Source organism: Bacillus sp. FSL K6-0069 (assembly GCF_038007785.1).
GTDB lineage: Bacteria > Bacillota > Bacilli > Bacillales > Bacillaceae_G > Bacillus_A > Bacillus_A mobilis.
The window spans coordinates 3,275,627-3,296,502 of the sequence record NZ_JBBOXN010000001.1; the positions used below are offsets into that span (position 1 = coordinate 3,275,627).

Annotated in this window: 20 protein-coding genes and 1 pseudogene; 11 read left to right on the top strand and 10 right to left on the bottom strand. The window is 34.4% G+C overall.

Annotated elements, in window-relative coordinates; genetic code table 11:
- Position 1 precedes the first annotated feature (1 nt).
- Positions 2-511 (top strand): annotated as a pseudogene (locus tag MHB74_RS16835) (DUF3916 domain-containing protein).
- A 93-nt stretch (positions 512-604) separates the two neighbouring features.
- The gene (locus MHB74_RS16840) at positions 605-1,282 is read left to right on the top strand and encodes a YdcF family protein (protein WP_061677700.1); all 678 of its coding nucleotides are present in this window, start codon (positions 605-607) and stop codon (positions 1,280-1,282) included.
- Positions 1,283-1,374: 92 nt separating this feature from the next.
- On the opposite strand, the gene MHB74_RS16845 is transcribed toward MHB74_RS16840, so the two are convergent.
- Positions 1,375-2,319: a glycerophosphodiester phosphodiesterase gene (locus MHB74_RS16845; protein ID WP_061677701.1), complete on the bottom strand. Its 945-nt coding sequence runs from the start codon at positions 2,317-2,319 to the stop codon at positions 1,375-1,377.
- Positions 2,320-2,699: 380 nt separating this feature from the next.
- Positions 2,700-4,319 (bottom strand): FAD-dependent oxidoreductase, encoded by a 1,620-nt coding sequence (locus MHB74_RS16850; protein WP_061677702.1) that lies wholly within the window; start codon positions 4,317-4,319, stop codon positions 2,700-2,702.
- Positions 4,320-4,805: 486 nt separating this feature from the next.
- Between MHB74_RS16850 and MHB74_RS16855 the strand changes: the two genes are divergently transcribed.
- The 5 genes from MHB74_RS16855 to MHB74_RS16875 all read left to right on the top strand — a co-directional run bounded on the left by MHB74_RS16855 (position 4,806) and on the right by MHB74_RS16875 (position 9,305).
- Positions 4,806-5,141: an ArsR/SmtB family transcription factor gene (locus MHB74_RS16855; RefSeq protein WP_061677703.1), complete on the top strand. Its 336-nt coding sequence runs from the start codon at positions 4,806-4,808 to the stop codon at positions 5,139-5,141.
- An 18-nt stretch (positions 5,142-5,159) separates the two neighbouring features.
- Positions 5,160-6,158, top strand: a complete 999-nt coding sequence (locus tag MHB74_RS16860; RefSeq protein ID WP_061677704.1) for an NADP-dependent oxidoreductase — start codon at positions 5,160-5,162, stop codon at positions 6,156-6,158.
- Positions 6,159-6,333: 175 nt separating this feature from the next.
- Positions 6,334-7,800 (top strand): protein adenylyltransferase SelO, encoded by a 1,467-nt coding sequence (locus tag MHB74_RS16865; RefSeq protein ID WP_061677705.1) that lies wholly within the window; start codon positions 6,334-6,336, stop codon positions 7,798-7,800.
- Positions 7,801-8,025: 225 nt separating this feature from the next.
- Positions 8,026-9,120 carry a Rap family tetratricopeptide repeat protein gene (locus MHB74_RS16870; RefSeq protein ID WP_061677706.1) on the top strand — a complete coding sequence of 365 codons (1,095 nt, stop codon included), beginning with the start codon at positions 8,026-8,028 and terminating at the stop codon, positions 9,118-9,120.
- Complete coding sequence (locus MHB74_RS16875) at positions 9,117-9,305, top strand: Phr family secreted Rap phosphatase inhibitor (protein ID WP_000592005.1); 189 nt, start codon at positions 9,117-9,119, stop codon at positions 9,303-9,305. Before MHB74_RS16870 ends, MHB74_RS16875 begins: the two co-directional genes overlap by 4 nt.
- A 74-nt stretch (positions 9,306-9,379) precedes the next feature.
- Here the strand turns inward: MHB74_RS16875 and MHB74_RS16880 are convergent, their stop codons facing one another.
- The 6 genes from MHB74_RS16880 to MHB74_RS16905 all read right to left on the bottom strand — a co-directional run bounded on the left by MHB74_RS16880 (position 9,380) and on the right by MHB74_RS16905 (position 14,116).
- Complete coding sequence (locus tag MHB74_RS16880; RefSeq protein ID WP_061677707.1) at positions 9,380-9,979, bottom strand: FMN-binding negative transcriptional regulator; 600 nt, start codon at positions 9,977-9,979, stop codon at positions 9,380-9,382.
- 141 nt (positions 9,980-10,120) lie between these two features.
- Entirely contained in the window at positions 10,121-10,648 is a 528-nt protein-coding gene (locus MHB74_RS16885; protein WP_061677708.1) for a GrpB family protein, read from the bottom strand.
- A 22-nt stretch (positions 10,649-10,670) separates the two neighbouring features.
- Complete coding sequence (locus MHB74_RS16890) at positions 10,671-11,018, bottom strand: DUF4260 domain-containing protein (RefSeq protein ID WP_061677709.1); 348 nt, start codon at positions 11,016-11,018, stop codon at positions 10,671-10,673.
- A gap of 12 nt (positions 11,019-11,030) precedes the next feature.
- A complete protein-coding gene (locus tag MHB74_RS16895) occupies positions 11,031-11,999 on the bottom strand; it encodes a bile acid:sodium symporter family protein (protein ID WP_061677710.1) in 969 nt (322 codons plus the stop codon).
- A gap of 4 nt (positions 12,000-12,003) precedes the next feature.
- Entirely contained in the window at positions 12,004-13,395 is a 1,392-nt protein-coding gene (locus MHB74_RS16900) for an FAD-binding oxidoreductase (protein ID WP_061677711.1), read from the bottom strand.
- A 322-nt stretch (positions 13,396-13,717) separates the two neighbouring features.
- Positions 13,718-14,116: a DUF2871 family protein gene (locus tag MHB74_RS16905; RefSeq protein ID WP_061677712.1), complete on the bottom strand. Its 399-nt coding sequence runs from the start codon at positions 14,114-14,116 to the stop codon at positions 13,718-13,720.
- Between the two features lie 255 nt (positions 14,117-14,371).
- Here MHB74_RS16905 and MHB74_RS16910 point away from each other — a divergent pair, with 255 nt between their 5' ends.
- Both MHB74_RS16910 and MHB74_RS16915 read left to right on the top strand, forming a co-directional pair.
- On the top strand, positions 14,372-14,875 hold the full coding sequence (locus MHB74_RS16910) for a GNAT family N-acetyltransferase (protein ID WP_061677713.1): 504 nt from the start codon (positions 14,372-14,374) through the stop codon (positions 14,873-14,875).
- A gap of 191 nt (positions 14,876-15,066) precedes the next feature.
- On the top strand, positions 15,067-15,273 hold the full coding sequence (locus MHB74_RS16915) for a hypothetical protein (protein ID WP_061677715.1): 207 nt from the start codon (positions 15,067-15,069) through the stop codon (positions 15,271-15,273).
- A gap of 50 nt (positions 15,274-15,323) precedes the next feature.
- On the opposite strand, the gene colA is transcribed toward MHB74_RS16915, so the two are convergent.
- Both colA and MHB74_RS16925 read right to left on the bottom strand, forming a co-directional pair.
- Entirely contained in the window at positions 15,324-18,239 is a 2,916-nt protein-coding gene (gene colA / locus MHB74_RS16920; RefSeq protein WP_061677717.1) for a collagenase ColA, read from the bottom strand.
- A gap of 203 nt (positions 18,240-18,442) precedes the next feature.
- Positions 18,443-19,120 carry an MgtC/SapB family protein gene (locus tag MHB74_RS16925; RefSeq protein ID WP_061677718.1) on the bottom strand — a complete coding sequence of 226 codons (678 nt, stop codon included), beginning with the start codon at positions 19,118-19,120 and terminating at the stop codon, positions 18,443-18,445.
- A 303-nt stretch (positions 19,121-19,423) separates the two neighbouring features.
- Here MHB74_RS16925 and MHB74_RS16930 point away from each other — a divergent pair, with 303 nt between their 5' ends.
- Both MHB74_RS16930 and MHB74_RS16935 read left to right on the top strand, forming a co-directional pair.
- Entirely contained in the window at positions 19,424-19,942 is a 519-nt protein-coding gene (locus MHB74_RS16930; RefSeq protein ID WP_061677719.1) for a GNAT family N-acetyltransferase, read from the top strand.
- The gene (locus tag MHB74_RS16935; protein WP_061677720.1) at positions 19,939-20,856 is read left to right on the top strand and encodes a hypothetical protein; all 918 of its coding nucleotides are present in this window, start codon (positions 19,939-19,941) and stop codon (positions 20,854-20,856) included. Before MHB74_RS16930 ends, MHB74_RS16935 begins: the two co-directional genes overlap by 4 nt.
- The last annotated feature ends 20 nt before the right edge of the window (positions 20,857-20,876 follow it).

Genomic DNA, 20,876 nt, shown 5'->3' on the forward strand with positions numbered 1-20,876 from the left:
AATGCGTGAAAAGAAAATACGTGGGATGAATCGTAAAACAAACACGATGATACAGCGAATTGAAGAACATACAAAAACGTTCCCTTCTGCTTTCTATAACGATGAATATTGGTATATGCCTTTACCAGTTTCCCAAACTTTTATCGATTCGTGTAAAACACCTAGAAAAGTAAAACAATTGTGTATACAAACCTTATTAAATCAAGCAAACCATTTAATAAAAATAAAACCGAGCGATACACATACATATCGAGTTGTTGTTTTCATTTCTATAGAAAGTTTGTGGAATTCACAAATTATTGTATTTAAAAATGAGGACTACTTTCATAATTTCTTTAATAGAAATAGTGAATTTCAAAAATGGATCCCACTTTCAAATGAGTCTGATTTTTGGAAGACATAGGGAATATCAATTTGTCCCCCCTTCCAAACCTTGCACTTCCAAGAGATCATTTATGATGAGGATACAATCGATGAAAAAGAAATTTGGTTTATTGGAGAGTTATCTTAAAAGGGGAACTTTCTAATTAAAAGCTTCTCTTTTTTCACTTAACAAAATCGCTATATAATGAATTTGTCATTTTACTATATAGGAGGTTTTCAAATGGTAATCCCTAAATATCCTGATGTCCCTACTCTTACGAAAAAACAAATCAATCAAATTACAGAAATCACTTTTCTAAAAGAAATTACACCACAAAAATGTGATGCCATTTTCGTTTTCGGTGGTTCTCATCCTGGCAATTGGCAAGCTCCTCTAAAAGCTTATCAACAAGGTTTAGGAAACCAAATTATCGTTACAGGTGGTACTAGTTTGCATGGCATGAAACATCCGAGCTGGAATTACGGGGATTTATCAGAAGCAGAAGTAATTGTAAATAAATTAATTGAACATGGCGTACCAAAAGACGCTATCCTATTCGAGACAAGCTCCCTCCATTCTATTGCTAATGTAATTGAAGCGAAAAAGATTTTTGATTTCACAAAAATTAATCGGTTACTCTTTGTATGTAAAAGTTTAGGAGCTGGTCGACAATATAGAGTATTAAAAAAACATCTACCTAATACTGTTACTTGTATTCCATTTACATTTGATACAAGTTTCGATGGTGAGTTTATAATGAATAGATATAACTGGATGGAAAATGAAAAGAGTCGCTCCATGATTTTTGGAGAATACTTGAGAAATGTTTGCTACGGTAAAAAAGGCTGTATTGAACCACCTGAAAAAGAAGTTCAAGGTTTAGAGGAATATGTATCCTACTACTATAATCTAGCATAATAGAAAAGGTATACCTAAAACAACGGTATACCTTTTCTCCTATTTATCCCGCTTTAATGGGCAGTAAGACCCCCACTGATTAAAGTTTCACTTTATTTTTCTTTTAACACACTATGTAATCGATCAGGATAATTTGTAAACATTCCTGTAGCACCCCATTTAATTAACAATCTCATATCTGGTTTCTCATTAATTGTATACGGGTGAATTAACAGTCCATTTTTCCTAGCCATTTTCATATATGACTCATCAATAATTAGTTCTCCGTTATCATTACGGAAGTTTGGCCCAATACCAACTGCATACTTTTTAATTTCTTGAAAATCATCATTCGTTACACTTTTCGGTTCATGTGTAATTCCAGACCATTCAACAATCTCATTGTTTTCATTTGGATAATACCAAAGCAATTGAACTAACGGAATATTTTTATTCATACTATGAATCTTTGTTAAACTATCTTTACTAAATGATTGAATCATAACACGACTAGAGGACATGTTTTGACCTACTAAATTATATTTATTTAACAACGCTAACAATTTTTCTTCCATTCCTGGATACACATCTGGTGATTTTGTTTCAATGTAATACTTCATGCTTCTTCCGTACTTTTGGAAGATTTCTTCAAGAGTCGGAACTTTTTGCCCAACATACTCTTGCTTAGCCTTTTCTGGATAAGCTGTATTGAACCAAGATCCTGCATCTAAGCTCTTTATTTCACTTAATGTTTTATCTCGTACTTCACCTGTTCCATTTGTAGTACGATCAACTGCTGTATCATGCATTGCAATTAATTGGCCATCCTTAGTTAATTGAATATCTAACTCCAAATAATCCGCTTTCATTTTTTTCACAAGATCATAAGAAGCAAAAGTATGCTCAGGTGCATGTCCACTTGCTCCGCGATGTGCAATGTTTAAAAACTTATTCGTATTCCATTCATGCTTCCCTTCTGCTTTTGCATGAACAGCTCCCCCAGCATAGATACTTCCCATCATAAAGAAAATAACTAACACGCTAATAATTTTTCTCATCCTTCTAACCCTTCCTACGTTGCAAATTTCAACAAGTTAATGAGATTTACACGAAATAGAAGATATACTTTCATTATTTTTATAAGCTTATATGAAAATTCCAATCTTACAAATACAATTCCCCTACGTTATTACTATACTATTTATTTTCCATATCCCTCCTATTCACATGTAACTCCTTATTGATTACAGCTCATCAATAAAAAAAGCCATAATTTATTTAGAGGACACTTCTGTATCCCTAAATAAATTTATGGCTTATCTCAAATATCTCCGGCCTCGATTAACTTGTCGAAATTAATCATACCAAACCTATTAAACTTTGTGAATATTATTTTTTCAGTAAAATGAAGTATATAAGACAATGCTTCTGTAATTATTTAAAAACGACATAATAAATTACTCATTACCTCCTCCAGCATTACATCTGGATTTATCACCGCTTTTTCCGAACGCCATCCAATAAAACCATCTGGTCTAATTAGTACAACTCCTTCATTCTCTATCCCATATAATTCACGAAAACCATTTTCTTGAGCAATAAAGTCTCCACTTCCCCCTACTCGAAGTACTTTAATATTTATTCCTAATTTAGATGAAACATCCAATGTAGCTTCAATCCAAGAACTATTTTCTACTTCAGTAAGTAATACAAAATTGTTACCTAATAAGTCTAATATAGAAACTTCTTTCCCTTTATACATGCCAAAAAAATGTGGTGCTCGCGTTCCAGGCTTTCCGCTCAAATCTACGATATCCATTCTATGTGGAGTAGCTGAGTCATCTACTATCGCTTCAGAACAATACTGATACCCAACAGTTACAGCTAACCCATCCATATTATTCAAACTGCCTTCCTCTCTATTCGCAGCACGGAACAATAAACTACTCGCATACTCCGTCGTTAATTTTGCAACAGGATATCTCTCTTGATGATATGTTTCTAACAATTTTGGATTTGCTTTCCCTTTTATAACAGCCGCTAATTTCCAAGCTAAGTTATGCGCATCTTGTATGCCTGTATTTGAACCAAATCCTCCAGTTGGTGGCATAATATGTGCTGAATCACCAACTAAAAAGATTCGATTATCTTGAAATTTCACGGCTGTACTTTCGGTCGCTTCCCACGGTAAAACACTTACTATTTCTGACTCAATTTTTGTACTTCCAATTGCTGTTTGAATGATTTGTTTACAACGTTCTATAGTGAAGTCATCTGGTCGCTCTCCTTTTAATGGATCGTAGGATACATGGTAAATCCATCTTCTTTCGTTATCAACTGGAATAAGCGCACCAAGAACTTCCGGATGAAGTACCATAGTAAAACCAAATGCATCTCCCTGTATAAACTCACTTAAATCCGCTTCAAAATAAATATTCATATAATAGCCACCGATTGTACCTCGTCCCTCAGTACTTATCCCTAGCTGCTCACGTATTTTACTTTTTGCCCCATCTGTTGCAATTACATAGTCACAATGAATAATACTTTCTTCTTCCTTTTCACGATTCCGAATCGTTGCTATTACTCCATGCTCATTTTGTTCATAAGAAACTAATTCATGATAAAAAGATAATTCTCCGCCTAATGATCTCGCTTTTTGTAACATCATCTCTTCTAAAGTAATTTGATAACACGCCGTTTGTTTTGATGGACTAATCTCTTCTATTTTTTGAAGTAACTTTTCATCGTTTCCATACTGAGTCGCCCTCATTTGTGCCAATTCTTCCTTATTCGCCTCAGCTATTGTTTGAACTGCTATTCTTCCCCGACAATTTTCTAACGCTTTCCCCGCCGATCTAATTCTTTGTTCTAAACCTAATTCTCGAAATAACTCCATCGTACGAAAAGTGATTCCACCTGCTTTTGGATGAATTGCAGTAGACGGGTGCCTTTCAATCAGTAAATAATCAACGCTATGTTTTGCAAGGAATAGCGCAGATGCTAATCCTGTTAATCCTCCTCCAACAATTAAAACTGGTACATCATTCGATTTCATATATTTACCCTCCACATCATTGTTCTGAGCTCAGTGACATAAATATAATCAAAAAAACAACAAAGATATAGACTTATATTTCATTTTAAATTATCATATAAATAGATTACGCCCCAAATTACTTTTACTTTTTCATACATCTATAATCTATTTGAATTATGCATATATGAAAGAGTAAAACGAAACAACTCACTTTAGTAAACACCAACATAATAAAAACATGATAAGCGGTTGTAACCCTATAAATTATAAAGGGTTACAACCGCTTAATTTTTTCGTCAATGTCTTAACCTTACTCATCTGTAAACAACGTATTATTAAATCCTTTTCTATCCTCTACCATTTTCAACACATAAAATTTCATTCGTCTCGATTTTCTTTCCCAATATTGCAGCTCATTCAACAATCATGTAGCATTACCTTATTGACATAATGGTTCATCATCTTAAACCTTTCGACTAATTACCAGGAGGTAAAGTAATTGAAATGAATAAACAAGAACAATTAAATGTTATAAAAAAAGATTTTATTGATTCTCAAAAAGTATTATTGGCAATTGGCGATGAAACACGTCAAACTATTTTGTTCGTTCTCATGGAAACGGAATGTCAAACCGGATTACGTGTAGGCGAAATTACGAAAAAAACACACCTTTCTCGACCAGCGGTATCACATCATCTTAGAATTTTACGAGAAGCCGGTATTATTTTAATGCGAAAAGAAGGTACAAAAAACTTTTATTATATTGATATACGTACAAAATTAGGTGTATTAAAAAATCTTGTATTAGATATTGAAAAGCTATTGCACTACTTTTATTGAAGTTTGGAGGTATAAGAAATGAAAGCAATGATAATTGATAAATACGGGAAAGTTCCAATGCGTATGGCAGAGGTACCTACTCCTGAAATAAATGAGTATGAAGTGCTGGCAGAAATTCATGCAGCTAGTATTAACCCAATTGACTTTAAAATACGCGATGGAAAGGTAAAGATGTTACTTAAATATGAAATGCCCCTAATCCTTGGGAATGACTTTTCCGGTGTCATCGTAAAGGTTGGATCAAAAGTAACTCACTTTAAAGTCGGTGATGAAATATATGCACGCCCAAGAAAAAATAAGATCGGTACTTTCGCGGAATATATAGCCATTCATGAGGATGACGTAGCCTTAAAACCTAAAAATTTAAGTTTTGAAGAAGCAGCATCAATCCCTCTTGTTGGCTTAACATCCTATCAAGCATTACATGACATCATGCACTTACAAAAAGGACAAAAGATATTAATCCACGCTGGTTCCGGTGGTGTTGGTACTTTTGCAATTCAGTTAGCAAAAATAATGGGAGCTACCGTTACAACAACTGCTAGTGAAGCTGGTGCCGATTTAGTAAAGTCTCTTGGCGCAGATGAAATTATTAATTACAAAACAGAAAAATTTGAAGAAATGCTACAAGATTATGATGCAGTATTTGATACAATCGGCGGGACAACACTTGAAAAATCATTCAATATTATAAAAAGCGGCGGCAACATCGTTTCCGTTTCAGGAATGCCAAATGCTCGTTTCGGTAAAGAATTTGGTTCCGGATTTTTTAAAACATTCTTATTTTCATTAGCAAGTAGAAAACTTACTGCACTTGAAAAGAAGCATAATGCGCAATATTCATTTTTATTTATGAAACCAAGCGGAGATCAATTACGCACTATTGCACACTATATTGAAGTTGGTGAAATCAAACCGGTAATCGATCGAGTATTCCCTTTTGAAGATGCGCAAAAAGCAATGGAATATTCAGAGGCTGGAAGAGCAAAAGGAAAAATAATCGTAAAAATTAAGTAATCATAAAAACTCCATTAAAAAAATGGAGTTTTTATATTTGCTGTTAAATAGACATAGTGCAGTGAAGTCCTTACAATAGATTGCAAGGGGAAATATCATATTATACTTTTAGCTAATTTTACAAAGAATACATACGTACAAATACATAATAAAAAATAAACAAGGAGGAGATAAAATGACTAAAAAAAATGAAGCTGGTTGGAATTTAGATAATAGTTATACGACTTTACCACAATCATTTTATACAGAAATCCCCCCTACTCCCGTAAGTTCACCGGAGCTAATTAAACTAAATCATTCACTAGCAATATCTCTTGGCTTTAATCCTGAAGAATTGAAAAAGGAAGCTGAAATTGCAGTTTTCGCTGGTAATGCACTCCCAGAAGGAGCTCACCCATTAGCACAAGCGTATGCCGGTCATCAATTCGGACATTTTAATATGTTAGGCGACGGTCGTGCTCTTTTAATTGGCGAACAAATTACTCCTTCAGGTAAACGTTTTGATATTCAGCTAAAAGGTTCTGGCCCTACTCCGTATTCACGCCGCGGTGATGGTCGCGCTGCACTCGGTCCGATGCTACGTGAGTATATTATTAGTGAAGCAATGTATGCACTCGATATTCCGACTACACGCAGTTTAGCAGTTGTCATAACTGGTGAACCAACATATCGTGAAACAAAGTTACCTGGAGCAATTTTAACTAGAGTAGCAAGTAGCCATATACGCGTCGGCACATTTCAATATGCTGCAGCTCGTGGTTCTATCGAGGATCTTCAATCACTAGCTGACTATACAATAAACAGGCATTATCCAGAAATCGAGGCTCATGAAAACCGATATACTGCATTACTACAAGAAGTTATAAAGAAACAAGCAAGTCTCATCGCTAAATGGCAACTTGTTGGATTTATTCACGGCGTCATGAACACTGACAATATAACAATCAGTGGGGAAACGATTGATTACGGCCCTTGTGCTTTTATGGACAATTACGACCAAGGAACTGTATTTAGCTCTATCGATACACAAGGTCGCTACGCATATGGAAATCAGCCATATATGGCCGCATGGGATCTGGCACGATTAGCAGAATCTTTAATACCGATTCTGCACGAAGATGAAGAAGAAGCATTAAAAATTGCTCAAGACGAAATTTCAAAATTTAGCGTACAGTATGAAAACCAGTGGTTCCTTGGAATGAAAAAGAAATTAGGACTATTTAGCAACGAGGAACAAGATCAATCGCTTATTGAGCAACTTTTAAAAATGATGGAGAAATTTAAAGCAGATTACACAAATACATTCCGGTCATTAACTCTTGATACGCTCGAAAATACAGCCCTATTTGAAAGTCCTGAATTTAAAGAATGGTACAAACTATGGCAATCTCGATTAGAAAGACAAGAAGAATCGAAAGAAAATGCCTACGAAATGATGAAAAATAATAATCCATCCATCATCCCAAGGAACCACCGTGTAGAAGAAGCACTAGAAGTAGCTGTCACAAATGGCGACTATAGCGTAATGGAGAAACTTCTTGAAGCGCTATCCAATCCTTATGCTTATACTACAGATCATGAAGAATACTGCGTTCCACCTGTACCGACGAATCGTCCTTATCGTACTTTTTGTGGGACTTGATTGTTTAATATGTAAAAAGGTGTGTTCATACAAATTAAGTGAACACACCTTTTTTATCCCCTCTCTTCTGCTCTTTCTTTACTCCAAAAACAAAATCCACTCTATTTCAATGAGCTTAATCACAACTCTACTATACAAATGTTGAGAAATATAAAACATCATTTCTAAATATTGTTATTTTTGATACTATATTTTATAAGAATATTCAAAAAGCGAGGGGATTTCATGAACGTTCAACTACAAGGTAATGAACAAATTACGAAATTATTTAATGATTGGTATTTAGCTATGCTTAAACAAGATGTGTCTCAGGCGACAAACTTAAAGCATGAAATTGAGGAAAAGGAACTAAACTTTGAGGAAGATGAAAACTTAGCATTATACTATTCTCTATTAAATTTTCGTTTCAAAGTTTTAACTGATGGTTTAAGTATTACAAAAGACAGTTTCAATAAGATAGATTCTTACTCGATTCCAGCTAATCACCAACTTTCTTACTACTATCATTTCTTTAAAGCAATTCATGCTACTTTAACAACAAATTACAACTTAGCTAGCGAACATTACGAAAATGCTGAAAAGCTGCTAGGAAATGTTTCAGATAAACTAGAGGAAGCAGAATTTAATTACCGATTCGCTATCTTTAATCAACATTTTTATAAACCTATTGAAGCAATTCAGCAAGCAACAAAAGCCAGAAATATTTTCATGACTGAAAACGGGTTCGAGATAAAATTAGCACTTTGCGACAATATAATTGGTTCCTCATGTGTATTTTTAAAGCAATATGAACAAGCAGAGGAAAAGTTCAATTCTGCTCTTTCCATTTTACAAAAACTAAACGAAAATGATTTAGTTTTAAGCGTTCGTAATAATCTAGGTTGGCTCTATGCAAGTCAAAACCTGTCTTCTCTAGCGATTAGACATTTATCAGAGGTGTCAACCAAAATACCTACACACTTTAAAGCGCTCTTTTTACAAGCCAGAGAGCATTCTAAACTTGGTGAAATAAACATTGCTGAAAAACTTATCAAAAAAGGTTTGGAAGTTTGTACTGAACTAAACAATGATGAATATATACTTCATTTTAAAATTTTAAATTCTATTAACAATAATGAGACAACTGAAGATCTAGAAAATATTATTCTTGAAGGAATTACGTATTTCGACAAAGAATCTTTATATAACTACACTCAAGAATATTCAGAAAAATTAGCCGTTAAACTTTACGATGAAAATAATCACATAAAAGCAAGTGAGTATTTTCATAAAGCATTACAAGCAAAAGAAAAAACTTTTGAGAAAGGGGCATTAAAATGATAAAAAAAATTAGTTCTATCTTATTAGGATTATCTGTTATTGGAATTGTGTCTATTGGGATAAATAGTTCATTTACATATAAAGCAAGTCACGCTGATCTTCCCGCACCACAAAGACCTGACTTTGTTCAATCTGTTGACGTAAGTAAAGACTACAACTCAACAACAGCAGTAAAAGCGCTTTAAAAAACGAAAGACCTTCAATTCAGAAGGTCTTTTTTTAATATGCTTATTTAGAATATTGCCCTTTCAAGTAAACTTTATTTTCTCATCAACCCCGCAATCCGCCTACTCCCCTCACTACCAACTTTCTCAAGTTTCTCTACAACTAATTTTCTTCTTTCCACAGAATGATTTTGACTTAACTTCGCTTTTCCTTCTATTTTACTAATCTTAATTTTAAAACCAACTATCCCTTTACTTAATCCTGCCATATAATTCGGGTCTACATCATTAAGTGAATAGGTACTCTGTGGATTTTCATATTTATGTACTAACTCTTGAAGAGAATCTATTAATTCCTGTTCATCCTCAACAATTTCCAATTCTCCATATACATGCACTGCGACGTAATTCCATGTTGGCACTGCATTGTTTGTTTCATACCACGATGGTGATATGTAACTGTGTGGCCCTTGAAATATAGCTAATACTTCTTGATTCCCACTATCTTTCCACTGTTCATTCGGACGTGCGAAATGGCCATGTAAAGTTAGAGTCTCCCTATTTAATAACAACGGCAAATGCGTTGCATATGGTTCCCCGTTATGTTGAGAAAATAATGTCGCAAAGCTATTTTGTTCCATTATTTCGTACTTCATCTCTTCATCTTGTATTGCGAAATATTTTGGTATGTACATAAGCTCCCTCTTTTCCGCTCTTTTCTATTTTATTTCTTATTATATTTAGTAATCGTATCAATTAACAGGGACAGTTTGTCATTATTTTATAGTGGCAGCTTTCAATTTAAAAAGAATAGGCCGCATGTACTCAATGCGACCTTAGTTTATTTCCTTCAATATACTTGTAATAAATGCCGTCTTACCTTCACTATAGCTCGCTCTATTTTTCGATTTTCTTGCTAACACTTTCTTTAAACTTCCATATTCAATAGCTACACCTTCATGTTCACGAAGGTAATCTCGAAACACTATATGTCTTCTTAGCTCTTCACTATTCTTATCACACACATATAAATGATGTTCCATCCAAACTGTACTTTCCCCGTCCCACGGAACAAAAGCGTCCTTTCTGCCAAATGCTTCTCTCCCTTTGAAGCTCCATTCTGCTTGATGATAGTATCCTATCGCTTCAAGCTTTGTTACTACTTCAGAAATAATTTCATAACCTTCTATTACTATATCAATATCTAATATTGGTTTTGATACAAGTCCTTTAACAGCTGTACTACCCACATGTTCAACGGACAAAGCAAGTTCTTCCATTGCATTGTTAATAATAATTTGTAATTTATTAAATTCACTTACCCATTTGATGTTATATTCTTCGATAGTAATTCTCTGTTTCAATGTATCCCTCTCCCAAAATAATTTATAACCTTTGAATATGAGTATCTTTAAAATCCGTCTCATATTTCAATCCATATCCAAACATTCGATCCATTCCAATATGCGCCGTCCATATTAAGCCAATCATTATAACGGTATCTACCTTAAAATATACACCTATGATAGCTATTACTATCGATATAATATATGTGTGAAAAATATTATAAATTTTAGCACCTACATGATTATTTATCCCATACGCCAACATTGATATATCCGGAGCTAAAAGGAATACCAAAAATATAATCCAACTAAATTCATATATCGAATACGCATAAATCGTGGCTATGAAAACAACTAACCCTTCAAAATGTAAAATACGTTTTTGCATTCTTTATCATTCCTATTTTTCTATATTTACCGATAAATTTTCATCACTGAAAGTATTCTTTGCATTTTTTGACCAGATGGTTGCTAAAATCGGCCCTGCAATGTTATGCCATACTGCCGCTAATACACTTGGAAGTGCAGCTGCTGGTCCAAAATGTGCTGTTGCCAACGCAACACCTAAACCTGAATTTTGCATTCCTACTTCTATTGAAATAGCCCTTCTTGTCCCTTCGTCTAGTCTCAGTACGAACGCTGTTATATATCCGAGTAAAAAACCAAATGCATTATGAAGCATAACTGCAATAAAGATAAGCAGACCTGAAGAAGTAATGCTACTTACATTCGCTGAAACCACCGCTGAAACTATAATGATAATTGCTACAACTGATATTAAAGGAATAACAGTCATTCCTTTCGTAACAGTTGTAGGGAAAAACTTCTTCACTACTAACCCTAAAATAATAGGTAGGATAATGACTTGTACGATAGAAAGAAACATAGACATAGCATTCACTGGCATCCATTGTCTCGCAAGTAATAATAAAATAAGAGGTGTAGCAATCGGTGCTAGTAATGTTGATAATGAAGTCATTGCAATAGACAACGCTAAGTTCCCTTTTGCCAAATAAACCATAACATTTGATGCAGTGCCACCCGGTACCGAACCGAGTAACACTAATCCAGCTGCTAATTCAGCTGGCAGATTCATAACGTAGGCTAGTACGTATGCGACAAGTGGCATAATAATAAACTGAGCACATACACCGATAATAACTGGCAATGGTTTTGTAGCAATGATTTTAAAATCAACAGCCTTTAATGTTAATCCCATCCCAAACATGACAACCCCGAGTAAAATTGTTATGTAACTAGTTAACCCGAGAAATGGTCCAGGAATGAAATATGCAATAGCTGCAATACAAATAACCCAAAATGCAAAATACTTTCCAGCTATATTACTTATCGCTTCTAGTACTTTCACCCCATCATCCCCTATCCTTCAATTGAAAAACTTTATTCGGATTCAAAATATTTTGCGGGTCAAGAGCTTTCTTTATTTTTTCCATTACGAGTAATGCCGCCCCATGTTCTTCTTCTTGATACTTTCGTTTTCCGATTCCAACGCCATGTTCACCCGTACACGTTCCACCTCGTTTAAGAGCATATAAAACGATACTTTCATTTATTTCGTCGCCCTTTTTCACTTCTTCTTTATCGTTTGGATCTATCATTAAGAGCACGTGGAAATTTCCGTCTCCTACATGACCGAGAATACCACCGACAAGACCTACTTTATCTAACGTCTCTTTCGCATGTTGGATTGCACCAGCTAATTCTGAAATTGGTACACATACGTCTGTACTCATAAGCTTTTTACCAGGATAGCTATGAACGTAAGAGTATGCTAGATTATGCCGTGCCTCCCATAATTTATTTCTCGCCGCAGTTTCCGTCTCAAAAGCAACTTCTTTACATTTATGATCAAAAACAATTTCCTTCGTGAATTCAATATCTTGCTTTAGCCCTGCTTCGTTGCCATGAAATTCTAAAAACAGTGTAGGTTCTTCTCTGTAACTTGTTTCATTATAATGATTTACTTGTTTCATAGATAATTCATCTACAAGTTCAATTCTCGCAATTGGAATACCCGCTTGTAGTATATTAATCACAGCCTCTACTGCATCATTTATAGTTGGAAACGATGCTCTTGCAGCCATAACATGTTCTGGTATGCCGTATACTTTTAACGTTAACTCTGTAAAGCATCCAAGAGTACCTTCTGATCCTACGAAAACACCATTTAAATGGTAACCTGATGATGACTTCGCTGCTAAATTTCCAGTATGTATTACTTCCCCATCAGCAAGAACGACTTCTAAATCACGAACTTGATCACGCATTACCCCGTATTTAACTGCTGTCGTTCCGCTCGCATTTGTAGCAGCCATTCCACCTAACGTTGCATCTGCTCCTGGGTCTACACTAAAAAACAATCCATACTTTTTCAATTCTTTATTAAGCTGAGAGCGAGTCACTCCCGGTTGTACTCTTACAAGAAAATCTTTCTCTCTTATTTCGAGTATTTTATTCATGAGCGAAAAGTCCATTGTAATTCCTTTTTCATATGGAATAACATGTCCTTCTAAACTAGAACCTACGCCGAAAGGAACGACAGGTTTTTTATGTTCACTCGCTACTTTCATTAATTTACTAACCTCTTCAGTCGTTTTCGGAAAAACTACTACATCAGGTAAACTACTAGCATGATAAGATTCATCTTTACTATGTAACTCTCTTACTGTCGTATTTACAACTACTCGATCTTCGGGAAGTACACCCTTTAATTCATTTACTAAACGCTCTACCGTTATTTCCATCGTATACTCGCCTACTTCCTATAAATTTGAATTACAAAATATGTTAACTTATTTCATACATAATAATCGGAAAAATTAAATAATTCAAGTTTTATACATATAAAATTCGATTCCCACTGTCGAATAAACAAAAAGAACTTGCAACAATTGCTGCAAGTTCTTTTCTATAAAGTGAAACTTTAATCAGTGGGGGGATTCATCCCCCACTGATTATCAGCCCTCACCAATCGGGCTTTTACGGGCAGTTGATCCTCTACCTAACTTCTTTGCTTTCGTTCAATTTTGAGGTGAGGGTCTTACTGCCCGTTAATGCGGGATAAAACTACATTTTAAATGACTTCTTTATTAGCAACATAAACCAAACTAAAGTAACTGCCATTAACGAATGGGAAAACCCAACAATGTAAGTTAACCCTTTAAAGTCCGCTCCATTTAGCTGAAGAAGCCCTCTTGCTGCCAATGAGCCTAACATTAAAGTTAATGCAATGTTATGTAAAACAAACCACTTATTAAAACTTTTCGCTTCATGAAACGCGAATACTTTTGCTAATCCTAAAGCAATTAAAAAGAAGAAAAAGCCGAGTACAAGTGTATGTGTATGCAAAAGATTTAACAAAGTAGATCCTACAATCCCCTTATACTTTCCATACTCCCTAGCGAAAATCCCCGATAATAAACCGATAATCAAATACGTAAACGATGCATTATATAATTTTTTCATTATGTACCTCCTTGAGTAGAATGTGTAGTGTGTCATATTTAGTAATAATGATAGTTATATAGTAAAAACTCCTAGTTACCTAGGAGTCATTGTATAAGTATCTCACTCTTTACAATCAATCCTAATTATAAAATATCCCTTTATACAAAACAAACGAACTTTATGTGAACAAGTAGAGCATAATGAAAATATGTTGCACTTTTGTATTTCGCAACCCATACTAATTGTTATAACTATTAAAGGTGGTGCAATGGATTGATAGTTCTTGAAACTGAACGACTCGTTCTTCGCTGGTTTGATATAAAAGACGCTCCATTTATTCTTGAATTAGTAAACGATCCTGCATGGATTCAGTTTATTGGTGATAAAAGGATTAAAAACTTAGACGATGCAAAAAAATACATCTTAAACGGACCAGTTGATATGTATAATAAAATGGGCTTTGGCCTTTACTTAGTAGAGCGAAAAGAAGATCTCACTCCACTTGGTATGTGCGGGCTTATAAAAAGAGATACATTAGAAGATGTTGATATCGGCTTCGCCTTTTTAGAGAAATTCCGTTCAAAGGGGTATGGCTTTGAATCCGCTTCTGCTGTAATAGACTACGGTGTACAAAAGCTCGGTCTGAAACGAATTGTAGCAATTACTACTATTGATAACATCAATTCAGGAAAGCTTTTAGAAAAAGTAGGATTGCAGTTCGAAGAGATAATTTCAGACTCAGGTGAAGATTTAAAATTATTCGGGTATAACGCGTAGAAAAAGGTCGCCATTCATGGCGACCTTTTTTTACTGATTTCGGAATAATATCTTGAGTTACATTATAGTTTGCATCAATTATTAAAATTACTAATGTACCTTTTAGTTTCACGATTTGGAACTTTATAGAAATAAACCCTTTACTTTCAAATTAATTATATTAATATATTAAATAAAGGGAGTGAGAATAAATGGAACAACATGATATTAATTCTTTAGAACAACCACTATTTTTTCTAATTCTTCAATTCATTGCATTTATATTAATCATTTATATCTTATATGGAATCTTGTATAATGTCGTATTGAATTTAAATATGCCTAAATGGACTGCACATATGGTAGCTACCGTACTTTCCCTCGGTGTTGCCTATCAGACTTTTATAAATTTCATTTAATTTTTCTATAATGCGTAACAAAAAGGTCGCCAATCACGGCGACCTTTTTTCTATTTCACTTCTACCGTATAATTCCCTGTTCCCCCACCATACTGATACACATGTAGATAATATTTCCCTGGATACGTGTAGTAACTTCCTACTAACTTATTTCCTTCTTGCTGGGCATACGTAACATAATTATTTAAATCTGCTTCTGAATAAAGAACCCAGTTTACTCCGATATTATTTTCCTTCGTTACATTAATTTGTAGGTTTTTCGCCGTTTCTATATTAATTTCAAAGTAATCACTCGTGTCACCATTTCCTAAACTAGCACGTAAAACTTGATTCAATTGCAGTTTATTCGCTGTCTGGAATGAGTTATTTGGCTCTTTTTCTACACTGTTATCTTCTTTCTTTTGAACCGTTACATTCGTTGTAACCGTATTTGTTAATCCTTTGTCATCGGTTACTGTTAATTTCGCCGTATATGTTCCTTCTTTTGTATACACGTGAGTCGGATTTTGTTCATTACTTACAGTACCATCACCAAACTCCCATTTATAAGCAACAATTTTTCCATCTTCATCTTTTGATCCATCGCTTTTAAACGAAATTGCTTCATTTATATTTCCGCTATATGGACCATTTATAACCGCAACTGGTGCTTTATTCACAGTACCTTCTTCTGTATTAATACCGTGGAATACAACATCATATTCAAATTGTCCTGATGCATTTACACGATAATTTACAAAATACGCTGTTACTGTTTTATAGCCTGTCCATTCTTTTGCACTTAAACGTTTTAACGTATCATTCACGTTTTGTGTAATTGTTTTCCAGTCTTCATATTCCCCTTTTGCAGTAGTACCTGTATACGTGCCTTGTAGTGTAAATGTATTAAAGAACTGTGATTTATTTTTCTTAACTGATACATTGCTTAATTTTGCTTCTGCTGTAATTTCTGCCGCAATATCTGAAACTGGTTTTGGTGCATGAGTTGCTAAATAATCATTTGATACTAATGGAACATTATATTTCTCACGGTTATCGACTAACATTTGCATATAATCTTGATACTCTTTATTTAAATTCGCATCTTTACTTAAAGCAGAACGGTATGCATCATATGCTGTTACATCATTTTTTCTAATAAGATCATGAATTTTGTCAAACATATCATATCTCTTATTGTACATGTACGATTGTAAAGCGAAGGAATAATTATAGAAATCCCACGTTCCATACTTTGCATTTAATGTTCGCTCTGCCGTATAACGTTCTGCTGGATTTGAAGATACCCCTCCTATAATACTCTTTCTCGGTACAACATTATCTGTTCTCGTTGCCCCTGCAAAAAACTCCGCATTTCCTTCTTCAAACCAAGATAATCTCTCATTCTCATACATCTTACCTTGTCCCCAAAGTCCTGGTACTTCATATCTACCTTGTAAGTAATGCGTGAACTCGTGTCGGAACAATTCTTCTAAACTATAAATACTTTCTTCTGGCGTACGCTCATAAGTAAAGAACGTACCTGTTCCTTCTATATAAAGACCACCGTTATTCGTTTCATAACCGTATAATTGACGATTAAATTGATATTCAGCTGGACTATTATAAATAACCATCGTTAATACATCATCAGGATTTCCTTTTTCTAAAGGTTGATCACTTTCAACCGTACGATGGAATTGTGCCTTCACTTCTTTTGCCGCCCAATATAGACGTTTTACTTTTTCTTCTGTCACTTTATCTCCAGCTTTTAATACAATTGCACCATCATCAAACGTATACGTTTTCGGCAAATACTTTTTCTTCCCATCTTCTCGTATTTGATCTAAATTAACAACATTTCCATTTGCATCTTTCCCGCCATAATTCGTCGCGATTTGCTCAGCCGCTACGAAATATTGCTCTCCTAAATACGGATACATTTTCATCGCGTCTGTTACAACTTGCAATCCTTTCGTTCCTGTACTATGGAACGTACCAAGTCTACCCGTATAATAAATACCATTATTAATTAACCAACCATTCTTCGCCGTCACCGTTCCAATTAAGGCAAAACGACTTAATTCATTAATATAGCTATCAATTTTTTGGTACCATACTGTATCTTTCGGTTCCTTTCTCGTATCGTACAAATACGATTGAATGTCGTAATCCACACCTTGCATAATATCGTAAATCGCATTTCCAGCTGAAAGATTATCTACCAATGTAGAAAAATTATCGTTATATTGTTTAAAAATCTTTGCAGCTGATGTTATCGTTTCCACATCACTCGAAGCATTTCCTATTAATTTTCCGTATGATGATACAACTCTATTTTGTTCTAACGTACCGAGTTTGAAATTCGGGTTATTCGCAATCGTTTTTAATGCAGGTAAACATTTATCATGATAGCTCCGCTCATTTAGTTTACTTAATTCTGTATGATAAAATCCTAAATAAAATCCTGATCGTAATACCTCTACTAAAGTTTCAATCCCTTTGGAATCATCCTTCGTATAGGCTTGTCCTTGCTGCTTCAATTTATCAATAATCGCCTGCATCCTACTGTCATTTTGATAGAATGCTAGGCTATCCTTATTAAATTGAAATAGACCCGTAATTTGCTCCCAATCAATTGTTACAAGTAAATCTACTAACTGCTGATTGCTTAATTGATTTAATTCAGCAATTGTATAAGTTTTCGCTGCAGCTAATTGCTTGCTTTCTTTTTTCACTTCAGGCGGTCTTTGCGACAAATCAGCAAGTTGTAGCCTTTTCTCAAAAGACTTATTTTCAAGCACTTTTGATGAATGAGCTAATTCTTGCACTGGTAATTGTACACCAACTGGCTCCATTTTGAGCACATTCCGATAAGAAACTTGCTCTCCCTTTGTACTTTCTGCCAATGTGCTCCCTTGGAAACTCCCTAACATTAAACTAGCAAAACTTACCCCTACTAACACTTTTTTTGAATAGCCTTTCATGCTCTCCCCTACCTTACATTTTTTAGTGTCCCGCACCATTATTTTACTATTCTTACTTTTTATTCTGTATTGAGAAAAAATAAGGGAACGTTCACACACGTATCCATGCCTAGCAAAATTAACACTTGACTTTATGTGAATTTCATATCAAAAAAAGATAGATAATAGCGAAATTCCTGCTACATCTATCCTCATTTTCAACGCTATGATTTTAACTTTATAAACGTAACTTCCGGTAATGTTTGCATATGCTGAATAAATTCATTCTTTTCTTCTGACGATATATTTTTCAGCTGCATCCCTACCTTATAAACTATTTCTGTAGCTTGCTGTAAAGCTTCTACTTCATATGAAAGTATTGGAATACCTTTCACTTGTAGCGTTTCTACTATTTGTTGTACCGCTTCATGTTTATTTATACACATTTGCACTGTTATATTTTGCGGAAATAAAAATTGCACCTTAAAAATACGACTCACAATCTCTAAACCAATTAAAACGAGAATCATCGCTCCAATCCCTACTACATACATACCAGCACCAATTGCTAATCCAATTCCGGCTGTAGCCCATAAACCAGCTGCTGTCGTTAATCCTTTCACCGCCTGCTTTTGTATAATAATTGTACCTGCACCTAAAAAACCTACACCACTAACAACTTGCGCTGCAATACGGCTCGGATCAAGAGCCATATGTTCCTCATTCATAATATCTGAAAAGGCATATTTTGAAACGACCATTATTAAAGCACTTCCTACCGCTACTAGGAAATGTGTTTTTAATCCCGCCTCTTTTGATCGAATTTCCCTTTCAATACCAATTATTGCTCCTAACAAACCCGCAACACCGATTCGTATAATTAGATCAACATCTACACTCACGAGTCCTTCCCCCTTTCATTCATTATAGATAGATAAAACAAAAATTATCACACACATCTATTTATCGATATAAAAGCATTTCATTAAAATACACTTAATATTCCAGATGATTTATGTTAATATTTTTAATATTAACATAAATTGAATTCAACCTACTTTTTATACGAAAAATCATAAACTATACTTTCCATTTAAAAACGAGATATGGATTGCATAAAATGAGGTTGAGAAAGTTCAGAAAACGCTTTCATTTTGTATCGTAATTTTTTAAAAATACTACATAAATAAAGGGGATTACCAACAATGAACGTCTTTTTACTAACACCTACTACCGATTTACAAGAAGAATACTTAGATTTTTATAAAGAATGGAAAGATAGCGGTGAAACGATGATTCCATGGGTTATCTCAAAAGATCCATCTAATTTCACGGCAATGATTCAAGAACTTCACGATGCGCATAACGGCATAAATCTTCCTGAATCTTGGGTACCAGACTCTACATATTGGCTCGTCACAAATGAAAATAAAATTGTAGGGGCTGTTAATATACGTCATAGTTTAACCGAACATTTATTTAACGCTGGAGGTCATATTGGTTATGGCATTCGCCCTTCTGAAAGAAGAAAAGGTTATGCTACGAAGTTATTAGAATTATCGCTAGAAAAAACGAAGGAATTAAACATTGAGAAAGTACTTGTCGTTTGCGACGAAGTGAATACTGCTTCTGAAAAAACAATTTTACATAACGGTGGGCTTCGTGATGATGATTTCACTGAAGAAGATGGAAATGTAGTAAGAAGGTTTTGGATTGAGCTATGAAAAAGTCATCCAATGAAAATAATCTTATTATAGAGAAATATAGTAGAAGTAACGAGCTAAAAGTAAAACAACTTATTGATTTATATAATGAAGACTCTTATCTATTTAACTTATTACGAGATAGTAAAACAAAATGTGCGTATGTTGCCTGCTATAAAAAAGATGTAGTAGGCATCTTTTTCACTTGGAGCAGTAGCTTCCATCCATACTGCACATACTTTCGAATATATACGAACCCTTTCTATTCAGAACTACACATAGAACAATTTTTATTAAACGAGATTCTAAAACGAGAAAACTTCAAATTACCATTACAAACCTCTATATGGGAAACATCGGCTCATTTAAAGGCCTATTATGAAGAACATAATTTTACGGAAATCCGAAGAACTTATATGCCAATATTAGACGTACAAAAAATCATCCCTATCGATACAATGCTTCATTCAAATTATGATGTACAAAGCTTATCAAACATCTTGTCCAATAATAGCTTCTTTGAAAAACTAGCTCACTTAGTAAAAACGAATTATGAGGATACTCACTTAGCAAATCCGGTTGCCTCATTCCCGCTCGAAGCTTGGAAAGAACAGATCTTAGCTGATGACGCATTACTAGATGGGAGCTTTGTAATGATAGATGAAGAGAATGAAATTATTGGATACTCTTTCCTCCATACATCAGAAAAGGATAATACGGTAGAACTAGGATGGTACGGAACTCATACTACAGAATATTTATCCTTACTGAAACTTCTCGTTTTCAAACAAGCTATGTATGCAAGTAAACACGGTTATTCTTTCATTCAAGGTGAATTCGATTCAACGAGTATACATGCAATGGAAATATTAAAATCCTTTCCTTTTAATCCTTGTGCTACTTGGATTACATATCAAAAAGAAGTCGGAAAGTGATTATACACCTTCCGACTTCT